Raw genomic sequence first — 19,745 nt, 5'->3', positions numbered from 1 at the left:
CCATCTGATGCCGCCGCCGGTCGCCTTCGCGCCCGGCGGCGTCTTCTGTTCGGGAACAAAGAGTGCACAGCTTAAGGATGCCGGCCACGCGCCCCCAGTTCTCCTCGATCGATACGCCTGACCTGAACGACGCGCGGGCGTTGTTGGCGCGCGTCTGGGGTCACGCCGACTTCCGGGGGCTGCAGGGGCGGGTGGTCGAGCAAATCCTGTCGGGCGGCGATGTGCTGGCGGTCCTGCCGACCGGCGGCGGCAAGAGCGTCTGCTATCAGATCCCGGCCATCCTGCGCCCCGGACTGGGGCTGGTGGTGTCCCCCCTGATCGCCCTGATGACCGATCAGGTGGAGGCGTTGAAGCAGCAGGGCGTCGCGGCGGCGCGGCTGGATTCCGGCGTGTCGCTGGACGAGCGTTCGGCCATCTGGGCGGCCGCGCGGTCGGGGGACCTGGACCTGCTCTATGTCTCGCCCGAAGGCCTGGCGGCGGGCGCCATGATGGACCGGCTGGCGGAACTGCCGTTGAGCCTGATCGCCATCGACGAGGCGCACTGCGTCTCGCAATGGGGCCATGACTTCCGCCCCGACTATCGCAACTTGGGTCAGCTGGCCGAGCGGTTCCCCGACGTGCCGCGCATCGCCGTCACCGCCACCGCCGACGCCCGCACCCGTGACGACATCTTGCGCTCGCTGCGGCTGGAAGAGGCGACGGTCTTCGTCGACAGTTTCGCGCGTCCGAACCTGCAACTTTCGGCTGGGCGCAAGGAGAGCGCGTCTCGGGCCAAGACCGATGCGCGGGTCATCGAACTCGTGCGCGAACGGCGAGGCAAGTCGGGCGTCGTCTATTGCGGCAGCCGCGACGGTTGCGACCGCGTGGCCCAGGCCCTGCGCGACGCCGGGACCAACGCCATCGCCTATCACGCCGGCATGGACACGAAAGAGCGCGACCGCCGGCTGGAACGCTTCCTGGCCGAGGAGGGCGCCGTCATGGTCGCGACCATCGCCTTCGGCATGGGCGTCGACAAGGCCGACGTGCGCTTCGTCATTCACGCCGATCCGCCAGGCAGTCTGGAGGCCTATTGGCAAGAGATCGGCCGGGGCGGGCGCGACGGCGAGCCAGCCGAGGGCATCACCCTGTATGGGCCGTCCGACATCGCCTGGTCCTTGCGTCGGCTGGACAGCCGCCCGATGGCCGAGGAGGTCAAATCGGTTCAGGTCAGGAAGACCCGCCAGCTGTTCGCCATGCTGGACGGCGCCGTCTGTCGCGCCCAGGCCGTGCGGCGATACTTCGGCGAGCATGACGCCCAGCCTTGCGGCGTCTGCGACATCTGCGGCGAACCGCCCCAGCTCTATGACGCGACCGTCCCAGCCCAGAAGGCGCTGGCGGCGGTGCAGCGGCTGGGCGGCCGGTTCGGGCGCAATCGCGTCGTCGATCATCTGACCGCCCGCACCAAGGACGTGCAGCCGTGGGAGCAGCAACTGTCCACCTGGGGCATCGGGCGCGAGATTTCGCTGAACAGCTGGCGCGAGATCGTCGATCATTTGCTGTTCGAAGGTCTGCTGGCCGAGGATCCCAACGACGGCAAGCCGCTGGTCGGGCTGGGCGATCCCGAAGCAGTGCGCGCCGTCTATCGCGGCGAGCGCCAGATCGAGGTGCGTCGCGCGCCTCTGAGGGCCGATACCGCCCCGCGTCGTCGTGACCGATCGGGCGAAGGGCGCAATGCGGCGCTGGAGACGATGGACGCGGACGTCCGCGCCCGGTTCGAGGCCTTGCGCGCCTGGCGCCGCGACCGCGCCTCGGAACAGCACGTCCCGCCCTATGTCATCTTCCAGGACCGGACGCTGCTGGAGATCGCCCACGCCGAGCCGGGCGACCTGAACAGTCTGGGCTCCATTTCCGGCGTCGGTCAGTCCAAGCTGGATCGCTACGGCAAGGGCGTGCTGGAGGCGCTGGCCGCCCTCTAGAAGCCGTCAGACTTCCGGCTTGGGCGGGGCGGTGATGACTTCGACGTTGTCGTTCAGCAGATAGGACAGTTCCGACAGGGCTGTGGCGCGTTCGGCCGGGTTGGCGGCGGCCTGAACGGCCTGAACCTTCTTGGGCATGTCCTCGGAAATGCCGCGCAGGATGCATTTCAGGTCGCCGTCGGTGCCGCGTTCCTTCAGGATCAGGTGGCCCTGCATATCCAGGGCGGCCAACTGTTCCGCCTGGGCCTTGAAGCCGGTGAAGGCCTGGCTGGTGAAGAAGGCGGCGTCGTCGGCGGCCTTGGCGGCGGCCCAGCCATCGACGACAGCCTTCAGGCTGGCTGAGCGCGAGATGATGTCGGCGAACAGCGGCTCGCCCGCCACCGAGATCGGCGCGCCGGGCGCGGCGGCCGGCTGTTCGGCGGCCAGGGCCACCGAGGGATTGGACATCGCCAGGGCGATCGTGAGAGCAAGGCCGCAGGACATGGAGGTGACTTCCTGTTTCAGCGTCCGCTGGGACGTTGAACCTGAATACGCCTCAGCCGTAAACGAGTGTTTACCCTGTCATTCCCGATGGAGACGACGATGACCCGCGACGCCGCCTGGACCGCCTTCGACCAAGCCGCCGCCGAGGCCGCCTCCGCGCGGATCGTGGACCAGTTCGCCGCCGATCCCGACCGGCTGGCGCGGATGTCGGTCGAGGCGGCGGGCCTCTATCTGGACCTGTCGAAACAGAGCTGGACCCGCGCGGCGTTCGACGCCTGTCTGGACCTGGCGCGCGCCCGCGACGTCGAAGGGCGCCGCGCGGCCCTGTTCGCCGGCGAGGCCGTCAATCTGACCGAGGGCCGGGCGGTCCTGCACCCCGCTCTGCGCGCTGCGCCGGGCGCCGACTTCAAGGCCCTGGGCGAGCCGGTTTCGGCCGAGGTGGACGCCGTGCGAGCGGACATGAAGGCCTATGCCGACGCCGTGCGGTCGGGCGCCGAGGCAGGCGCGACGGGCAAGACGTTCGAGGCGATCGTCCATGTCGGCATCGGCGGGTCGGACCTGGGGCCGCGCGTGGTGTGGGACGCGCTGCGCCCGCTGGACCCGGCCATCGATCTGCGTTTCGTCGCCAACATCGATCCGCGCGACATGGCCGAGGCGCTGACCGGCCTCGATCCCGAAACCACCCTGGTGGTGGTCGTGTCCAAGACCTTTACGACCCAGGAAACCCTGGCCAACGCCGAGGCGGCGAAGGCTTGGCTGGCGGCGTCGCTGCCGGCTGAGGGGATGACGAAACACTTCATCGGGGTGACCGCGGCGCCGGACAAGGCGGCGGCCTTCGGTTGCGGCCGGACCTTTGCGTTCCGGGACTGGGTCGGCGGGCGCTATTCGCTGTGGTCGGCGGTCAGTTTGTCGTGCGCCGTCGCCCTGGGTTGGGAGCCGTTCGAGCAAATGCTGGCGGGCGCCGCCGCGATGGACGAGCATTTCGTGTCGGCTCCGCTGGAGCGGAACGCGCCGATCCTGCTGGCCCTGGCCCAGGTGTTCAATGTCGATGGCCTGAACCGGCCGGCGCGGACGGTGGCGCCCTACGCCCACGCCCTGCGTCGTCTGCCGTCCTTCCTGCAGCAGCTGGAGATGGAGTCGAACGGCAAGCGGGTGCATCGCGACGGCACGCCGGTGACGCGTCAGACCTGCCCCGTCGTCTTCGGCGAGCCGGGCACCAACGGCCAGCACGCCTTCTTCCAGCAAATCCACCAGGGACCGCAGACCGTCCCGGCCGAGTTTGTGATCGTGGCCAAGACTCATGCGGACGCGCCGGAGGCGCCGCTTTGGTCGAATGCGCTGGCTCAGGGCCAGGCCCTGATGCTGGGCAAGACGACAGAGGCCGCCAAGGCCGAAGGGTTGGCGCAAGGATTGTCGGAGGACGAGGCGACGCGTCTGGCGTCCCACCGCACCTTCACCGGCAACCGGCCTTCGACGGCCATCGTCATGGATCGTTTGACGCCCGAAACCCTGGGCGCGCTATTGGCCTTGTATGAGCACAAGACCTTTGTCGAGGGCGTGATCTGGGACATCAACAGCTTCGACCAATGGGGCGTCGAACTGGGCAAGGTCCTGGCCAAGGCGATCCTGAAGGACGTGGACGCGGGCGGCCCGTCGACGGACCTCGATCCGTCCACGTCGGCGCTGATGAAACGCCTGATGGCCTAATGCGAAAAAGGCCCGACCGGGCGGTCGGGCCTTTCCTTTTGGAGACTCTCGCCGCTTACCAGCGACGATCGTAGCGATAGTCGCGGTCGTAGCGATTGCCATAATCGCGATCATAACGGCGATCATAGCGCGAGTCGTAACGGCGGCCGTCGTAGCGGTAGTCGTAGCCCGAGCGGCTGCGGTCGATGCCGTGCTCGCGCTCCCAGTGACCCTGGTTACGGTAGCATTGGCCGCCGCGGTAATATTCGCAGCCCGAGCCGCGGTTCGAAGAGGCCACGGCTCCAACGGCCGCACCGGCCAATGCTCCGCCGGCGATGTAGCGGCCGTCCCCGTTGCCGTAGAGGGCGCCGGCCAAGCCGCCGACCGCCGCGCCGATCAGGGCGTTGCGGCTGGTATTGTCGCGATCGCGCGACTGGGCCGAGGCCGGGGCGGCCATCAGGCTCAGGGCCACGACGGGGGCGGCGGCGACCGCAGTGATCTTCAGCAGCTTGGACATTTCGGTCTCCTTCGTTCTCTGCCTATCTGCGCTTCCGGGACGGGAAGGCATCTAGCGTTGAAGCCGTTCTATCGCCGCCAGTTTGAACGACCCCGGAGGTCGGCATTCATCTTCGGTTCATTTGTCACAGAGAATTCGCGCGGCGATTCATCGCCGCCGCTTGACGATGACCCTGCCTCTGCCTAACTCCCGCTCGCGTTAGCACTCTCGCTGGTCGGCTGCCAAAACGGCGATCGCGATAGCGCCGCACACCGTTTCAAAAACGCCCCGATCCGGGGGTTTTACAGGGAGAAGTCCGATGGCGTTCCGTCCGCTCGGCGACCGCGTGCTGGTCAAGCGCGTTGAAGAAGAATCCAAGACCAAGGGTGGCATCATCATCCCCGACACCGCCAAGGAAAAGCCGCAGGAAGGCGAAGTCGTCTCCGTCGGCCCTGGCGCCCGCGACGACCAAGGCAAGGTCAATGCTCTGGAGCTGAAGGCCGGCGACCGCATCCTGTTCGGCAAGTGGTCGGGCACGGAAGTGAAGATCGACGGCGAAGACCTGATCATCATGAAGGAATCCGACGTCCTGGGCGTGCTGTCCTAAGCACCCGACGTCCGACGTTCTTCAATCAATCCATATAGATAGGAGCTGCCCGCATGGCCGCTAAAATCGTACAGTTCAACACCGACGCGCGCGACAAGATGCTGCGCGGCGTCAATGTCCTCGCCAACGCCGTCAAGGTGACGCTGGGTCCCAAGGGCCGCAACGTCGTGATCCAGAAGTCCTTCGGCGCTCCGCGCTCGACCAAGGACGGCGTGTCGGTCGCCAAAGAGATCGAGCTGGAAGACGCCTTCGAGAACATGGGCGCCCAGATGATCCGCGAAGTCGCTTCGAAGACGAACGACAAGGCGGGCGACGGCACCACCACCGCAACCGTTCTGGCTCAGGCCATCGTGCAAGAGGGCCTGAAGGCCGTCGCCGCCGGCATGAACCCGATGGATCTGAAGCGCGGCATCGACAAGGCCGTCGGCCTGGTGCTGGAAGAGATCAAGACCAACTCCAAGCCGGTCTCCAACAACTCGGAAATCGCCCAGGTCGGCACCATCTCGGCCAACGGCGACTCCGAAATCGGTGAGCTGATCGCCCAGGCGATGGCCAAGGTCGGCAACGAAGGCGTCATCACCGTCGAGGAAGCCAAGACCGCCGACACCACCGTCGACGTCGTCGAAGGCATGCAGTTCGACCGCGGCTACCTGTCGCCCTACTTCATCACCAACGCCGACAAGATGGAGGCCCAACTCGAAGAGCCGCTCATCCTGCTGTTTGAGAAGAAGCTGACCTCGCTGCAAGCCATGCTGCCGATCCTGGAAGCCGTGGTGCAGTCGGGCCGTCCGCTGCTGATCATCGCCGAGGATATCGAAGGCGAAGCCCTGGCGACCCTGGTCGTCAACAAGCTGCGTGGCGGCCTGCGCGTCGCGGCCGTCAAGGCTCCGGGCTTCGGCGACCGCCGCAAGGCCATGCTGGAAGACATCGCCATCCTGACGGGCGGCCAGGTCATCTCGGAAGACCTGGGCATCAAGCTTGAGAGCGTCACGCTTGACATGCTCGGCAAGGCCAAGAAGGTCTCGATCACCAAGGACGACACCACCATCGTCGAAGGCGTCGGCGGCAAGGACGAGATCGAAGCCCGCGTGGCCCAGATCAAGCGCCAGATCGAAGACACGACCTCGGACTACGACAAGGAAAAGCTGCAGGAACGTCTGGCCAAGCTGGCCGGCGGCGTTGCAGTCCTGCGCGTCGGCGGTTCGACCGAAGTCGAAGTGAAGGAAAAGAAGGACCGCGTCGACGACGCCCTGAACGCCACGCGCGCCGCGGCTGACGAAGGCATCGTTCCGGGCGGCGGCATCGCCCTGCTGAAGGCCTCCAAGATCCTGGCCGACGTCAAGGGCGACAACGCCGACCAGAACGCCGGCATCGCCATCATCCGTCGCGCCCTGCAGGCTCCGATCCGTCAGATCTCGGAAAACGCAGGCGTCGAAGGCTCGATCGTCGTCGGCAAGGTGCTGGAGAACGACCAGTCCTCGTTCGGCTTCAACGCGCAAACCGAAGAGTACGGCGATCTGGTGCAGATGGGCGTCATCGACCCGGCCAAGGTCGTCCGCACGGCTCTGCAAGACGCCGCGTCGGTGGCCGGCATCCTGATCACGACGGAAGCCGCCGTCGCCGACGCCCCCAAGAAGTCGGGCGGCGCTGCTGCCCCCGACATGGGCGGCATGGGCGGCATGGGCGGCATGGGCGGCATGGACTTCTAAGCGGAAGGGCGGCCTTCGGGCCGCCCGGACGCCCCGGCGAAGGCCGGGGTCCAAGCTAACCGACGCTGAAATGCAGAAGGGCGGGACCGCAAGGTCCCGCCCTTTTTCATGTCTCCTCCCTGCGAAGCGGGGAGGGGGACCGCGCGCAGCGGGGTGGAGGGGCTCTTGAAGTCCCACCGATGTCGGAGATGCGGCGCCAGCCCCTCCGTCACGACGCCAAGAGGCGTCGCGCCACCTCCCCACGAGGTGGGGAGGAGACAGCGTTCTAGAACTCCGAAATCGCGCCCGGCTTGCGGGACCGCGTCTTCAGCCACATCACGCCCAGGAGATCCGAGACCGACGCGCGCAGGCGGCCCCAGTTGGTGTATTTCGACCGACCGACCTCGCGGTGGCGGTGGTCCACGTCGAGGTACTGGTTCTTGAACCCTTCGCGGATCATCAGGGCCGGCAGGTAGCGGTGGATGTGATCGAAGTAGGGCAGGCGCAGGAAGACGTCGCGGCGGAAGGCCTTCAGCCCGCAGCCGGTGTCGTCGGCGTCGTCGCCCAACAGTTTGCGGCGGATGCGGTTGGCCCAGATTGAGGCCTGGCGTTTGGCCTCTGTGTCCTGGCGTTTGGCGCGACGGCCGCCGACCAGGCCCACGTCGCCGGGGGCGGACAGAAGCGCATCGACCAGGCGGGGCGCATCGGCCGGCGGGTTCTGGCCGTCGCCGTCCATCGTCACCACGACCGGCGCGCGCGCGGCCAGGACGCCGGTTCGAACCGCCCGGCTCTGGCCCGCATTGGTCCCGTGGGCCAGGACGCGCAGCGCCGGCAGTTCAGCCATGGCGGCCTTCAGCTCGGCCAAGGTCGCGTCCCTGGACGCATCGTCCACGAAGATCATCTCGTACGAACGGCCGGCGAAGGCGGCGGCGATCTCGCGCGCCAGGGGCACGGCGGCGCCTGCCTCGTCATGGACGGGAACGACGACGGAGATTTCGGGCGTTTCGGCGGTCATCGGCGCTCCATAGAGGATAACGACGGCTTAGGGGAGACGGCTGACGCAGGCGTGGTCGCCGTGTAAGGAGTCTGGAATGAAGACTTTCGATCTCGATGGCCGCATCGCCGGCTGGCGCGGGCCGGTTCTCGCGGCCCTGCTGACGCTGATCGCCGGGCTGCCGGGCCTGCTGCTGCTGCCGCCGCTGGATCGCGACGAGAGCCGGTTCACCCAGGCCACGTCCCAGATGCTGGAAAGCGGCGACTATGTCGATATCCGCTATCAGGACGAGCCGCGCTGGAAGAAGCCGGTCGGCATCTACTGGATGCAGGCGATCGCTGTGGGCCTGACCTCGGATGTCGAGGACCGCGAAATCGCGCCCTATCGCATCCCGTCCCTGCTGGGCGCCATGCTGGCGGCCTGGGCCGTGGCCTGGGCGGGCTCGGCCATGCTGGGCAGCCGGGTCGGCTTCTTCGGCGGGGCCATCATGGGGGCGACCTTCCTGCTGTCGACCGAGGCCGGGATCGCCAAGACCGACGCCATGCTTTGCGGGGCGACGACCCTAGCCATGGCGGCGCTGGCGCGCATCTATATGGCGACGAAGGCCGGCGAACGACCGATCCGGCTGCACAAGCTGCTGTTCTGGATCGGGATCGGTCTGTCGATCCTGATCAAGGGACCGATCGGGTTCCTGGTCGTGGCCCTGGCGATCATCGCCCTGTCGATCTGGGATCGGAACATCAAATGGCTGTATCGCCTCGGCTGGGGTTGGGGCCTGCCGCTGGTCGCCCTGATGGTCGGGCCGTGGGCCATCGCCATCACCATCGCCACCGACGGCGGTTTCTGGCGCGAGGCCATCGGCGGGGACTTGGCGCCCAAGATCGCGGGCGCGCATGAAAGCCATTCGGGCTTCCCCGGCATGTATCTGCTGCTGGCGCCCTTGCTGTTCTTCCCTTCGACCCTGCTCTTGCCCGCCGCCGTCTCGACGGGCTGGAGCCGACGGGCCGAGCCGGCGATCCGGTTCCTGGTCTGCTGGCTGGTCCCGGGCTGGCTGATGTTCGAACTGGCGCCGACCAAGCTGTGGCACTACACCCTGCCGACCTTTGGGGCGCTGGCGCTGCTGGCGGCCGCCGCCTTGGCCCAACCCATCGGCAAGGTCTCGCGCATCACCGGCGCGGCGCTGGGTGCGTTCGCGGCTCTGCTGATCATCGGCATCACCGTCTATGGGCTGACGGTTTATGGCACCTCGACGGCCCAGACCTGGGCGGCGCTGACGGTGGTCATGGCCCTGGCGGCGGGGGCGATGGGGGGCTTCCTGCTGCTGAACCGCGCGCCGGTCGCGGCTCTGGTCGCCTCGCTGGCGTTCGGGATCGTGGCGCACGCGGCCCTGTCGGGCACGATCCGCCAACTACGGCCCCTGGCCATCGCGCCCCAGCTGGAAAAGGCGCTGGAGGCGGCGGACCTGCACCCGCGTCAGGGCCGCACGCCGGGGCCGGTGGCGATCACCGGCTTCCATGAACCCAGCTTCGTCTTCCTGACCGGGCGCGACACCGACCTGACCGACGCCGAAGGCGCGGCCGAGGCCTTGGCCGAAGGGCGGCCCGCCATCGTCGAAGGACGCGACGCCGACGCCTTCCGTGCAGCTGCGGCGCGTCTGGGCGTGTCCGGTCGCGCGGTCGGGATGGTCAACGGCTACAACTATTCGGCGGGCGATCCGGTCAGCCTGACCGTCTATGCGCCGCCGCCCCGAAACGGGAATGGAAACGGTAACGCCGCAGCGGGAGCCGAGTGATGGGCCGCTTCATCCAGATCGTCGAAGTCGGGCCGCGCGATGGCCTGCAGAACGAAAAGGCGGTGCTTGAGCCCGCCGTCCGCGCCGATCTGGTGCGGCGGCTCGAGCAGGCGGGCGCGAAACGGATCGAGGCCGTCTCCTTCGTCCATCCCAAATATGTGCCGCAGATGGCCGGCGCCGAAGAGGTCATGGCCGCCCTGCCGCACGACGCGGGGCGCAGCCGCATCGGCCTGGTGTTGAACGGCAAGGGCTATGACCGGGCGTTGGCGACCGGGGTGGACGAGGTCAACGTCTCGGTCGCCGCCACCGACGGTTTCGGCCTGAAGAACCAGGGCCTGGCGGTGAAGGATCAACTGGCCATGCTGGGCGAGATCGTCGCCCGCCGCCACAACGCCGAGGCCAGCGAGGGCGCGCCGTCGCTGTCGGCCATGATCTCCTGCGTCTGGGGCTGTCCGTTCGACGGCGAGGTCTCCGTCGATCAGGTCGCAGACATGGTCGGCGCCATCACCGAGATGGGCGTCGGCGAGATCGGTCTGGCCGACACTATCGGCGCGGGCGATCCCTGGGCGGTGACGAAGAAGGTCGAGGCGGCCAAGGCGGCCGCGCCTGACGCGACCCTGCGCCTGCACTTCCACGACACTCGCAACACCGGCCTGGCCAACGCCTATGCCGGCGTCGAGGCCGGGATCGACGTGCTGGACGCCTCGGTCGGGGGCATCGGCGGCTGTCCGTTCGCGCCGGGCGCCACGGGAAACATCGCCACCGAGGACCTGGTCTATATGCTGGCGCGCGGCGGGTTCGAAACCGGCTATGACCTGGACGCCCTGATCGCGACGGCGCGCTGGATCGGCGAGGCCATCGGCCGGCCGGCGCCGTCGGCGCTCAGCCGGGCAGGCGGATTTCCCAAGAGCTGAACCCTTGTGGCGGCGTTTCGCAAACGGCGCTAAATCAGGGTGAACAGGCGTAGCCGTTGGACCGCCTGCGGAGAGGACCGTCCATGCTGCTCGCCATTCCGCTGCTGCTGATCCCGGTGGTGCTCTACAATATCGTGGTGCTGTTCGGCGCGCCGAGCGAGGCGGGGATGGTGCAGGCGGACTTGCTGCTGCGCGATCCGCTGTTTTCCGTCACGATGACCTCGGGCGCGCAATGGACGATCGGATCCGGCGACCTGATTCTGTTCCTCGGCCTGATCCTGCTGTTCTTCGAGCTGGTGAAGTCGACCTCCAGCCAGCGGATCGCCATCATCAATCACGCCTTGTCGATGATCCTGTTCATCGGCGTGCTGGTGGAGTTCCTGCTGCTGCCGGGGTTCGCGACCTCGACCTTCTTTCTGATCGTGATCATGATCCTGCTGGACGTCCTGGCCGGGTTCATCGTGACCATCATCGCGTCGCGCAAGGATTTCGATTTCGGCGGGGCGTAAGCCGAACGGCCTCAAGTCGCGCAAAGCGCGGTAGGCCCTAAGAAACATGCGCTCAAGCAGCGCGAAGCGCGGTAGCGCTTACGAAAATGCCGTGAAGATCAAGGCGACGACGGCGACGTCGAAGGCTTTGGCGGCGAGGGCGAAGACGGCGGGCATGGGCGGGTCCGGCTGAGAGCGTTCTGCCTCGCCCCCAGCAAACCCCGTGCCGCCCGAGCGGCGTCAGCTCAGATGTCGGTCTTGGCGGTCTTGCCTGTTTTCGGACGACGCTCGGCCGCGCCCGAATATTCGGCTCCGAGGTAGGCGGAGCGGGCAGCATCCAGCACCGGCGGGCCGCCGCGCAGGCCGCGTTTCTGCCCGCTCTGGCCCATCTGCTGGGCGACAAAGGCGGCGGCGCCGGGCTCGGGCGTCGGCAGGACGGCAGCTCTTGCCGGGGCCGGTTGGGACTCGACCATCTCAGGCGGATCGACTGGGACCAGGGCGCGCGAGGCGGATCGGGCGCGCCGCTCGCGCTCGCGGCGTTCACCTTCGCGGCGATCCACCCTGTCCGGTCCGCCGACGGCGTGGATCCGGTCGGTCATTTGCTCTTGCCGCCCGCCAGCTTTTCGATCTGACGACGCATCTCGTCCATCTGGCGACGCATTTCGTCCAGGGCGTCCGGCGCCTCGGGCGGCGGGGCCGGCTCGGCCTTGTCATCCGACGCGGCAGGCGTCGGCTCGGCGCGGGGATAGGTGAAGGCCGGGAACATCTGCATGGCGCGCTCGAACATCGCCATGTTGGCGCGGGCGGCGTCCTCCATCAGGGTCGCGCCCGCGCCGGTTCCGAAGGCGCGGCCCAGCTGACTGGCGAACTGCTCCTGGTGGCGGCCGAAGTTGGCCAATGACATCTCCAGATAGGAGGGCAGGACGCCCTGCATCTGGCCGCCGTAGAAGCCGATCAGCTGGCGCAGGAACTGAACCGGCAGCAAGGCCTCACCCCGGCTCTCTTCCTCGAAGATGATCTGGGTCAGGATCTGGCGGGTCAGGTCGTCGTTGGTCTTGGCGTCATAGACGACGAACTCGGTCCCCTCGCGCACCATGGTCGCCAGATCTTCCAGCGTCACATAGGCGCTGGTACGCGTGTTGTAGAGCCTGCGGTTCGCATACTTCTTGATGACGACCTGAGCGCTGTCGCCGGTCTTTCCACCCTTGGTCTTTTCGTCAGCCACGCTTGTTCTCGCGATGTTGCAACGCGTCACTATCCTCCGTTGCGGCGCGATGCGCCAGAGGGAGAGAAACCGCCGGGAACGGACGGTCGATCAGTGGCTCATCGCCGGGGCCAGCACGACGCCGACCAGCACCGCCGTCCAATGGACCGTGGCGCCGGTGACGACGAAGCCGTGCCAGATGGCGCGGCGGAACCTCACGCGCGGGCTGATGAAGACGAAGACCCCGGCGGTATAGATCAGGCCGCCGATGACCAGCAGGGCCAGGGCGATCGGATGCACCGTCTCGACCATCGGCTTCAGCGCCGCGACCGCCAGCCAGCCGAAGACGACGTAGACGCCGCTCCAGAACTTGTCCGAGATGCGCGGCGCGAAAAGCTTCACCCCGGCGCCCAGGAAGGCCAGGGTCCATATCAGGGTGGTGAAGCTGATGGCCCAGAGACCCTCGAACCGTTGGGTGGTGAAGGGGGTGTAGCTGCCGGCGATCATCAAAAAGATCGCCGCCTCGTCCAGTCGCCGCAGCACCGGCCGCGCGGCGCAGGGGTTGGTCCAGTTGTAGATGGTCGAGGCCGTCAGCATGCCGACGAGGCACAAGGCGTAGATGGCGGTCGCCATCACGCCGCCGATCCCCGCATAGACCCCGGCCAGACCCGCCAGGATGATGCCGCCGACCGCCGCCAGCATCAGGCCGACGATGTGGACCCACAGATCCGCCAGCTTTTCCGCGCGCGTCGGATAGTGCTCGATCATGTCCAGCTCGTCCGGCGTGCAGACGTGGGTGACAAGACGTTTCAGCGTGCGCAGCATGGACCTTCCAATCCGTCGATCGCCTCTATCGTTCCGCGACAATGCGCCGACAGGGTGACGATTGGCTGAATCGCGCCCTGTCCATGTCGTCGCAGGTGACGAACGCGCTGCAATGCGGCAAAACGGTCACGCCGAGTTATTCTCCAAAGAGTGAAATCCCATGACCGACGTCGTCATCGTTTCCGCCGCGCGCACCCCGGTCGGCTCCTTCCTAGGCGCCCTGTCGTCGCTTCCGGCGTCCAAGCTCGGCGAGATCGCCATCAAGGCGGCGCTGGAACGGGCCGGCGTTTCCGGCGACGAGGTCGATGAGGTGATCCTGGGTCATGTGCTGCAGGCCGCCGCGGGTCAGGGCCCTGCGCGTCAGGCCGCCGTCGGCGCGGGCGTTCGAAAGGAAGCGGCCGCCTGGAGCCTGAACCAGATCTGCGGATCGGGCCTTCGCGCCGTCGCCATCGCCGCCCAGCAGATCGCTTTGGGCGACGCCAAGATCGTCGTCGCCGGCGGTCAGGAGAGCATGAGCCAGGCGCCGCACGCCCAACAGCTGCGCAACGGTCACAAGATGGGCGACGTCGCCCTGATCGACACCATGGTCAAGGACGGCCTGTGGGACGCCTTCAACGGCTATCACATGGGTCAGACGGCCGAGAACATCGCCGAAAAATGGTCCATCAGCCGCGAGGCGCAGGACGAGTTCGGTCTGGCCAGCCAGCACAAGGCCGAGGCGGCCCAGAACGCCGGCAAGTTCGATGAGGAGATCACGCCGGTCGTCATCCCCGGCCGCAAGGGCGATGTGACGGTCGACAAGGACGAATATATCCGTCACGGCGCGACGCTGGAGCTGATGCAGAAGCTCAAACCCGCCTTCACGAAGGACGGCAGCGTCACCGCCGCCAACGCCTCGGGTCTGAACGACGGGGCCGCCGCCCTGGTGCTGATGAGCGCCGACGAGGCCAAGGCGCGCGGGCTGGAGCCGCTGGCCCGCATCGCCTCCTACGCCACCGCCGGCGTCGATCCGTCGATCATGGGGACCGGCCCGATCCCGACGTCGAAGAAGGCGCTCGAAAAGGCGGGCTGGAGCGTCGCCGATCTGGATCTGGTCGAGTCCAACGAGGCCTTCGCCGCCCAGAGCCTTTGCGTGGTCAAGGAGCTGGGTCTCGACCCGGCCAAGGTCAACGTCAACGGCGGCGCCATCGCCATCGGCCACCCCATCGGCGCCTCGGGCGCGCGCATCCTGACGACGCTTCTGTTCGAGATGAAGCGCTCGGGCGCGAAGAAGGGTCTGGCGACCCTGTGCATCGGCGGCGGCATGGGCGTGGCCCTGTGCGTCGAGCGCGCGTGATTTTCTAAGCCCTTCTCCCGGTGGGAGAAGGTGGCCGGGCGGAGCCCGGCCGGATGAGGGTCGGATGGTGGGCTTGATCGCACCGACCCTCACCCTTTGGCTGCTTCGCGCCGCCCTTCGGGTCGCACAAGGACGACGGCTGCGCCGCCATGTGCTCAAGCCCTCTCCCAAGGGGAGAGGGTCGTCATTTTCAGTCCGCCGGATATTCGAACGGATCGCTCGGCGTGGGCTGGGTCGGCAGCGGCATGCGCGGCAGGGGTTCGTCGCGGTTGGCGGCGTTCAGCAGGAAGCTGGCCAGGATGACGGCCGCCTGACGCAGGTCCTCGGCCTTCAGGTGGTCGTAGCTGTCGATGCTGGTGTGGTGCAGGCGGCTGGAATAGTCGAGCGGGTCCTGGATGAACTGATATCCCGGCACGCCGACGGTCTGCATATAGACGTGGTCGGTGCCGCCCGAGTTGCGCAGCGAGACGGTCGTCGCGCCCATGCTGGCGAACGGCGCCAGCCATTCCTGAAAGATTGGGGCGGCGGCGACATTGCCCTCGGCGTTGATGCCGCGGATCTTGCCCGAGCCGTTGTCCAGATTAAAATAGGCGACCAGATCGCGATAGCCGGCGCGCGGCTCGATCGGCCAGCGGCTGCGCCAGGTGCGGTTGTCCGGCAGGCCCGCCAGCGCCGGATCGTTCGACGCAGCCCGCGTCGCCAGATGACGGTCCACATAGGCCAGCGAGCCCAGGATGCCTTGCTCCTCGCCGTTCCACAGGGCGAAACGGATGGTGCGTTTGGGCTTGACGTTCAGGGCCTTCAGGATGCGTGCGGCCTCCATCACCACAGCGCTGCCGGCGGCGTTGTCGACAGCCCCGTCCGAGGCGACCCAGCTGTCTAGGTGAGCGCCCGCCATCACGTATTCGGTTCCGCGCGCCGTGCCGGGGATGTCGGCCAGGATGTTGTAGGCGTTGACGTCCTCGTCGTGGAAGCGGACCTCGCTCATCAGCTCCAGCGTCGGCGGCGCGTCGGTCAGGGCGAGGCGCGCCAGGCGGCGATAATCCTCGGCCGCCAGCTCCATCCCCGCCAGCTTGGGCGTCGCGCCGACCTGATAGGTGTAGCCCGTGCCGTGCAGCAGGCCGCCGTCACGCTGGGAAATCCGCACCCAGGCCAGGGCGCCCTGTTCGGCCAGGAAGGCGTCCAGTTCATTGGCGAAGTTGACGGTCTTCAGTGAGCGTTCGATGGCGGCCGGCGAATGCTGGGGCTGATTATAGGTGTTGCGCTCGGCCAGTTCGGCGCTGGTCCAGCGGCGGAAGGCCGGCTCGGTCGGCTCCGATCCCGTGCCCGGCTGGGACAGCATGACGATCTTGCCCGACAGCTTGCCGCGCCATTTGTCGAAGTCCTCGACCTTGGAGATCGGGGCCACGATCACGCCGCCGCTGATCACGCCATTGGTCGAGGGCGTCCAGGCCACCGGGATGGCGCGCAGATCCAGCGGGCGCGGCGCGGTCATACGGGCGCTCGAGCGGACGATGGACCAGCCCCGGCCGAACTCGAACCCTTCCGCGCGCACGTCGGACAGGCCGTAGTCGCGGAACTGCTGCTGCGCCCACCGTTCGGCCTCGCGCATCTGGGGCGAGTTGGTCATCCGCCCGCCGATCCGATCGGTCAGATAGGCGGCGGTCTGCATCACCTGGCTGTGGTTCAGCCCCTGGTCGATAATGCCGTTGACGGCGACGCGGTCCACCGACTGGGCGGCGACCGGCGTGGCGAGAAGAGCGGCGGCGGAGACGAAGGCGAGCAGACGCGACATGGATTTCCCCAAGAAAGCCCGATGGCTGAACAGGGGCGCATCTGATGTGATCCGGTCGTGGAGTGCAAACCGCAAACGGCGTTCAGGCCGCGACGATCAGCCCCATGTTCACCCGCATGTTCACCCCCAGGGGCCACGCGGCTCCGTCGGGGTGGTCGGGACACCAGTGGTGGTGAAACCGGCGGCCGGTCGCGGCTGGGTCAGGTCCGGCGTTCGGGCGCGCGGCTGCATGCCCATCTTCGCGCCCAGTTCCATCAAGGCCCGGACGCGGTTTCCCGTCGCGGGATGGGTCGAGAACAGGTTGTCCGCGCCACGGCCCGCCAGCGGATTGATGATGAACATCTGACCCGAAGCCGGATTGCGCTCGGCCGTCTGATTGGTGATCCGCCTGGCGTATGCGTCGATCTTCTGCAGGGCCGAAGCCAGGGCCTGGGGATCGCCGGCGATCTCGGCGCCGACGCGGTCGGCCTCATATTCGCGGCCCCGGCTGATGGCCATCTGCACCAGGCCGGCGGCCATGGGCGCCAGCAGCATCAGGGCGATTGTGCCAATGATGCCGCCCGGCCGCTCGCGGTCGTTGCCGCCGAAGAACAGGGCGAAGTTGGCGAGCGCCGCGACGGCGCCGGCGATGGTCGCCGTCACCGTCATGATCAGGGTGTCGCGGTTCTTCACATGGGCCAGCTCGTGCGCCATCACCCCGCGCACCTCCTCGCGCGTCAGCATGTCCAGCAGGCCGGTGGTGGCGCAGACGGCGGCGTTCTCGGGGTTTCGGCCCGTGGCGAAGGCATTGGGCTGATCGTTGGGAATGATGGCGACCTGCGGCTGAGGCAGGCCGGCGTCGCGGGCCATCTGGCGCACGTCGGCGACATAGTTGCGGACCACGGCGTTGGGGTGCTGCTCGTCGACCGGCTGGGCCCGGTACATCTTCAGCACGATCTTGTCGGCGTTCCAGTAGCTGAGCAGATTCATCCCGCCCGCGAAAAGCAGGGCGATCGCCATGCCGGTCGCGCCACCGATCAAATAGCCGACCCCTGCGAACAGGGCCGTCATCGCCGCCAACAGAATGAAGGTCTTCAGATGGTTCATCGTGGTTCCATTCCCGATCCGTCTGGCGTCACGGGCTTGAACCTCTATTTGAGAGAAGGCGCATCAAGCCTCAAGGGAGCCGCCCTGTGACCGAACATCCCACCCTCGCGCCGAATGACGCTGAAGAAACGCCGGTTGCGGCGCCGGTTTTCAATGCCGACGTGCCCCACGCCACGCCTGAACGGCCGCTCAGCGAGGCCGCGCGCCGCGCGCTTCAGGAAGCGGCGGATCGTCGCGCGGCGGAAACGACGGTCGAAGCGGGCACGGAATATGGAGGTCCGACCGGTCCCGAACCGACCCGTTTCGGCGATTGGGAGAAGAAGGGTCTGGCGGTCGATTTCTAAGCCGCCGAGCGTGCTGCGACCGGCGCAAAGGTTAACCACGCCTTAAGAAACAGGCGCCGGACTTGCCAGTGTCGGGACAACTCAGAGGAGTCTGTCCCGTGACGATACAGTCGATACTTACCGCCGCGTCGGCGGCTCTGCTGCTCTCCGCAGCGCCCGCTCTGGCCGGTGGTCCCGGTCACGGGGGTTATGGCGGCGGCCACCCCGGCGGCGGCTGCGGCGGGGGATGCGGCGGCGGCGGTCACTATGGCGGCGGCAACTACAACGCCAACCACAACGTCAATGTGAACGTGAACGGCGGCGCCTACGCCAATGCCAACGCCAACGCCTATGCGAGCGCCTCAAGCTATTCGGCGAGCAGCGCCCGATCCTATTCCAGCGCGTCCAGCTTCCAACGCGGCTATGTCGGCGGCGGCACGACCTACGTCGGAAGCGGCGGCTATTCGGACGGCTATTACGGCGGCGGCTATGTCGGCGGCGTCAGCGCAACCTCGGTCCTGGTCGGTCGCCCTCCGGTCAGCGCTCCAGTCGGCTATCCGGTCTATGGGTTCGGCCGTGACTACATCGGCTGGCGTCCATATCCGGGCCGTCCGGTCGACTGCAACTGCCGTCCGCCCGTTCGCCCGCCGGTTCGCTACGAACACCGCTATGAGCAGCGTTACGAGCAGAGCTACGTCGATCAGCCGCCGGTCTATGTCCAGGCGCCGCCCGTCCAGATCGCGCCGCAGCGCATCTATGTCGCGCCTTCGCAGGTCAGCATGGCGCCGCCCCAGATCGAGATGGGACCGCCCACCTATATCGAACAGCCGCCCATCTATGTGCAGGCGCCGCCGGTGAACATCGGGCCGCAGCGCGTCCAAGTGGCTCCGTCGCAGGTCAACCTGGCCCCGGCCCAGGTCGATGTCGGCCCGCCCGTCTATGTCGATCAGGCCCCGGTCTATGTGCAGTCGGCGCCCGTCAACATCGGCCCGCAACGCGTTCAGGTCGCCCCGGCCCAGGTCAATGTCGCGCCTGCCCAGGTCGAGGTCGGCGGCCCGGTCTATGTCGATCAGTCGCCGGTCTATGTGCAGTCCGCGCCGGTCAATGTGGCCCCGGCCCAGGTCTACGTCGCGCCGCCGGAAGTGAACACGGCCCCGCCGCCTCCTCCGCCCCCGCCTCCGCCGTCGGGCTACTACGGCGACCTGCCGCCGCCCGAGGCGCCCGCGCCTCACGCCCCGCCGCGTCACGGCTATGCCCAGGAACCGGGTGAGCGCGGCTGATCGCCTCGCGCTAAATTAACCGAAGACGAACGGTCGCCCTGGTCTGTCTCAGATCAGGGCGATCTGCTGTGCGATCTCTTGCGCGGCCACGCGCGGATCGCTCGACGCCGTGATCGGCCGACCGATGACCAGATGGGTCGCACCGGCTTCAAGCGCCGCCTGTGGCGTCGCCGCCCGCGCCTGGTCGTCCAGCGCGGCGCCGACGGGTCGCACGCCGGGCGTGACGATCAGGAAGTCGGGCCGGCCCGCCTCGACCGCCAGAGCCCGAGCACGCGCCGCCTCATGCGGGCTGGAGACGACGCCGTCGATCCCGGCCTCAAGCGCCTGCCGCACGCGCCGCTCGACCAGATCGGCCGGCGACAGGCTGTGGTCGTCGGCGGACAGGTCCTCGGTCGTCAGGCTGGTCAGGACCGTAACCCCCAGCACCTTCATCTTCGAACCCGCCGCGCCGCGCGCCGCCGCCGCCATGACCTGGGGTCGCGCATGGACCGTCAGCAGGTCGCAGTCGGCGCCCGCCAGATTGGCCGTCGCCTTCTCCACGGTCGCGCCGATGTCGTGCAGTTTCCAGTCCAGGAAGATCTTTCGCCCCTGCGCCTTCAGCTCACGCGCCAGCGCCATGCCGTCGACCGCGAACAGTTGCAGTCCGACCTTGTAGAAGCCGATCGCGTCGCCGATCCGCTCGGCCAGAGCGGCCGCCTCGGCCGTCGTCGGCACGTCCAGGGCGCAGACGATCCGCTCGTCGGGCGCACGATTGGACGGGGTTTGGGGATCGGTCATCGACGGACTCGCGCTG

At 67.7% G+C, this 19,745-nt stretch carries 19 protein-coding genes; 10 read left to right on the top strand and 9 right to left on the bottom strand.

What is annotated here, in order from left to right; translation table 11 throughout:
* Positions 1-77: 77 nt before the first annotated feature.
* Positions 78-1,955, top strand: a complete 1,878-nt coding sequence (gene recQ / locus DT343_RS10565) for a DNA helicase RecQ (protein WP_112862861.1) — start codon at positions 78-80, stop codon at positions 1,953-1,955.
* Positions 1,956-1,961: 6 nt separating this feature from the next.
* On the opposite strand, the gene DT343_RS10560 is transcribed toward recQ, so the two are convergent.
* Positions 1,962-2,438, bottom strand: coding sequence for a hypothetical protein (locus tag DT343_RS10560; protein WP_055808821.1), 477 nt, complete (start codon positions 2,436-2,438; stop codon positions 1,962-1,964).
* Positions 2,439-2,537: 99 nt separating this feature from the next.
* Here DT343_RS10560 and pgi point away from each other — a divergent pair, with 99 nt between their 5' ends.
* Positions 2,538-4,145 (top strand): glucose-6-phosphate isomerase, encoded by a 1,608-nt coding sequence (gene pgi, locus DT343_RS10555; protein ID WP_112863783.1) that lies wholly within the window; start codon positions 2,538-2,540, stop codon positions 4,143-4,145.
* 55 nt (positions 4,146-4,200) lie between these two features.
* On the opposite strand, the gene DT343_RS10550 is transcribed toward pgi, so the two are convergent.
* Entirely contained in the window at positions 4,201-4,641 is a 441-nt protein-coding gene (locus DT343_RS10550) for a hypothetical protein (RefSeq protein WP_112862860.1), read from the bottom strand.
* A gap of 298 nt (positions 4,642-4,939) precedes the next feature.
* Here DT343_RS10550 and groES point away from each other — a divergent pair, with 298 nt between their 5' ends.
* Positions 4,940-5,227: a co-chaperone GroES gene (gene groES / locus DT343_RS10545; protein WP_017505470.1), complete on the top strand. Its 288-nt coding sequence runs from the start codon at positions 4,940-4,942 to the stop codon at positions 5,225-5,227.
* A gap of 53 nt (positions 5,228-5,280) precedes the next feature.
* Positions 5,281-6,936: a chaperonin GroEL gene (gene groL / locus DT343_RS10540; protein WP_112862859.1), complete on the top strand. Its 1,656-nt coding sequence runs from the start codon at positions 5,281-5,283 to the stop codon at positions 6,934-6,936.
* Between the two features lie 265 nt (positions 6,937-7,201).
* Here groL and DT343_RS10535 read toward each other — a convergent pair whose 3' ends face one another.
* Positions 7,202-7,930 carry a glycosyltransferase family 2 protein gene (locus DT343_RS10535; RefSeq protein ID WP_066625294.1) on the bottom strand — a complete coding sequence of 243 codons (729 nt, stop codon included), beginning with the start codon at positions 7,928-7,930 and terminating at the stop codon, positions 7,202-7,204.
* Positions 7,931-8,006: 76 nt separating this feature from the next.
* On the opposite strand from DT343_RS10535, the gene DT343_RS10530 reads away from it, so the two are divergent.
* From DT343_RS10530 to DT343_RS10520, 3 genes are all read left to right on the top strand, one after another.
* On the top strand, positions 8,007-9,701 hold the full coding sequence (locus DT343_RS10530; RefSeq protein ID WP_112862858.1) for an ArnT family glycosyltransferase: 1,695 nt from the start codon (positions 8,007-8,009) through the stop codon (positions 9,699-9,701).
* Positions 9,701-10,615, top strand: coding sequence for a hydroxymethylglutaryl-CoA lyase (locus DT343_RS10525; RefSeq protein ID WP_112862857.1), 915 nt, complete (start codon positions 9,701-9,703; stop codon positions 10,613-10,615). The genes DT343_RS10530 and DT343_RS10525 overlap by 1 nt, the downstream gene beginning before the upstream one ends.
* Before the next feature lie 83 nt (positions 10,616-10,698).
* Positions 10,699-11,124 carry a hypothetical protein gene (locus DT343_RS10520; RefSeq protein ID WP_055754580.1) on the top strand — a complete coding sequence of 142 codons (426 nt, stop codon included), beginning with the start codon at positions 10,699-10,701 and terminating at the stop codon, positions 11,122-11,124.
* A gap of 224 nt (positions 11,125-11,348) precedes the next feature.
* On the opposite strand, the gene DT343_RS10515 is transcribed toward DT343_RS10520, so the two are convergent.
* The 3 genes from DT343_RS10515 to trhA form a co-directional block, all read right to left on the bottom strand.
* Entirely contained in the window at positions 11,349-11,702 is a 354-nt protein-coding gene (locus tag DT343_RS10515; RefSeq protein ID WP_112862856.1) for a hypothetical protein, read from the bottom strand.
* A complete protein-coding gene (phaR, locus tag DT343_RS10510) occupies positions 11,699-12,328 on the bottom strand; it encodes a polyhydroxyalkanoate synthesis repressor PhaR (protein WP_112862855.1) in 630 nt (209 codons plus the stop codon). The genes DT343_RS10515 and phaR overlap by 4 nt, the downstream gene beginning before the upstream one ends.
* A gap of 90 nt (positions 12,329-12,418) precedes the next feature.
* On the bottom strand, positions 12,419-13,132 hold the full coding sequence (gene trhA, locus DT343_RS10505; protein ID WP_112862854.1) for a PAQR family membrane homeostasis protein TrhA: 714 nt from the start codon (positions 13,130-13,132) through the stop codon (positions 12,419-12,421).
* Between the two features lie 160 nt (positions 13,133-13,292).
* Between trhA and DT343_RS10500 the strand changes: the two genes are divergently transcribed.
* The gene (locus DT343_RS10500) at positions 13,293-14,468 is read left to right on the top strand and encodes an acetyl-CoA C-acetyltransferase (protein WP_112862853.1); all 1,176 of its coding nucleotides are present in this window, start codon (positions 13,293-13,295) and stop codon (positions 14,466-14,468) included.
* A gap of 190 nt (positions 14,469-14,658) precedes the next feature.
* Here the strand turns inward: DT343_RS10500 and DT343_RS10495 are convergent, their stop codons facing one another.
* On the bottom strand, positions 14,659-16,263 hold the full coding sequence (locus DT343_RS10495; RefSeq protein WP_112862852.1) for a M20/M25/M40 family metallo-hydrolase: 1,605 nt from the start codon (positions 16,261-16,263) through the stop codon (positions 14,659-14,661).
* Positions 16,264-16,383: 120 nt separating this feature from the next.
* A complete protein-coding gene (gene htpX, locus DT343_RS10490) occupies positions 16,384-17,349 on the bottom strand; it encodes a zinc metalloprotease HtpX (protein WP_112862851.1) in 966 nt (321 codons plus the stop codon).
* Positions 17,350-17,435: 86 nt separating this feature from the next.
* On the opposite strand from htpX, the gene DT343_RS10485 reads away from it, so the two are divergent.
* Together DT343_RS10485 and DT343_RS10480 are read left to right on the top strand one after the other, a co-directional pair.
* Entirely contained in the window at positions 17,436-17,693 is a 258-nt protein-coding gene (locus DT343_RS10485) for a DUF1674 domain-containing protein (protein ID WP_112862850.1), read from the top strand.
* Positions 17,694-17,791: 98 nt separating this feature from the next.
* Positions 17,792-18,952 (top strand): hypothetical protein, encoded by a 1,161-nt coding sequence (locus tag DT343_RS10480; RefSeq protein ID WP_112862849.1) that lies wholly within the window; start codon positions 17,792-17,794, stop codon positions 18,950-18,952.
* Positions 18,953-19,000: 48 nt separating this feature from the next.
* Here the strand turns inward: DT343_RS10480 and pyrF are convergent, their stop codons facing one another.
* Positions 19,001-19,729 (bottom strand): orotidine-5'-phosphate decarboxylase, encoded by a 729-nt coding sequence (gene pyrF / locus DT343_RS10475; RefSeq protein ID WP_112862848.1) that lies wholly within the window; start codon positions 19,727-19,729, stop codon positions 19,001-19,003.
* Positions 19,730-19,745 lie beyond the last annotated feature (16 nt).

Source organism: Brevundimonas vesicularis, assembly GCF_900445985.1.
GTDB lineage: Bacteria > Pseudomonadota > Alphaproteobacteria > Caulobacterales > Caulobacteraceae > Brevundimonas > Brevundimonas vesicularis_D.
Note: the sequence above shows the minus strand (reverse complement) of the source record. Positions and strands in the feature narration are given on the sequence as shown.

Coding starts and splice junctions, on each gene's coding strand:
- DT343_RS10495 (WP_112862852.1), bottom strand. CDS start 16,263: ATGTCGCGTCTGCTCGCCTTCGTCTCCGCCGCCGCTCTTCTCGCCACG.
- DT343_RS10500 (WP_112862853.1), top strand. CDS start 13,293: ATGACCGACGTCGTCATCGTTTCCGCCGCGCGCACCCCGGTCGGCTCC.
- trhA (WP_112862854.1), bottom strand. CDS start 13,132: ATGCTGCGCACGCTGAAACGTCTTGTCACCCACGTCTGCACGCCGGAC.
- recQ (WP_112862861.1), top strand. CDS start 78: ATGCCGGCCACGCGCCCCCAGTTCTCCTCGATCGATACGCCTGACCTG.
- DT343_RS10515 (WP_112862856.1), bottom strand. CDS start 11,702: ATGACCGACCGGATCCACGCCGTCGGCGGACCGGACAGGGTGGATCGC.
- groL (WP_112862859.1), top strand. CDS start 5,281: ATGGCCGCTAAAATCGTACAGTTCAACACCGACGCGCGCGACAAGATG.
- pyrF (WP_112862848.1), bottom strand. CDS start 19,729: ATGACCGATCCCCAAACCCCGTCCAATCGTGCGCCCGACGAGCGGATC.
- DT343_RS10525 (WP_112862857.1), top strand. CDS start 9,701: ATGGGCCGCTTCATCCAGATCGTCGAAGTCGGGCCGCGCGATGGCCTG.
- DT343_RS10520 (WP_055754580.1), top strand. CDS start 10,699: ATGCTGCTCGCCATTCCGCTGCTGCTGATCCCGGTGGTGCTCTACAAT.
- pgi (WP_112863783.1), top strand. CDS start 2,538: ATGACCCGCGACGCCGCCTGGACCGCCTTCGACCAAGCCGCCGCCGAG.
- groES (WP_017505470.1), top strand. CDS start 4,940: ATGGCGTTCCGTCCGCTCGGCGACCGCGTGCTGGTCAAGCGCGTTGAA.
- DT343_RS10530 (WP_112862858.1), top strand. CDS start 8,007: ATGAAGACTTTCGATCTCGATGGCCGCATCGCCGGCTGGCGCGGGCCG.
- DT343_RS10535 (WP_066625294.1), bottom strand. CDS start 7,930: ATGACCGCCGAAACGCCCGAAATCTCCGTCGTCGTTCCCGTCCATGAC.
- DT343_RS10550 (WP_112862860.1), bottom strand. CDS start 4,641: ATGTCCAAGCTGCTGAAGATCACTGCGGTCGCCGCCGCCCCCGTCGTG.
- htpX (WP_112862851.1), bottom strand. CDS start 17,349: ATGAACCATCTGAAGACCTTCATTCTGTTGGCGGCGATGACGGCCCTG.
- DT343_RS10560 (WP_055808821.1), bottom strand. CDS start 2,438: ATGTCCTGCGGCCTTGCTCTCACGATCGCCCTGGCGATGTCCAATCCC.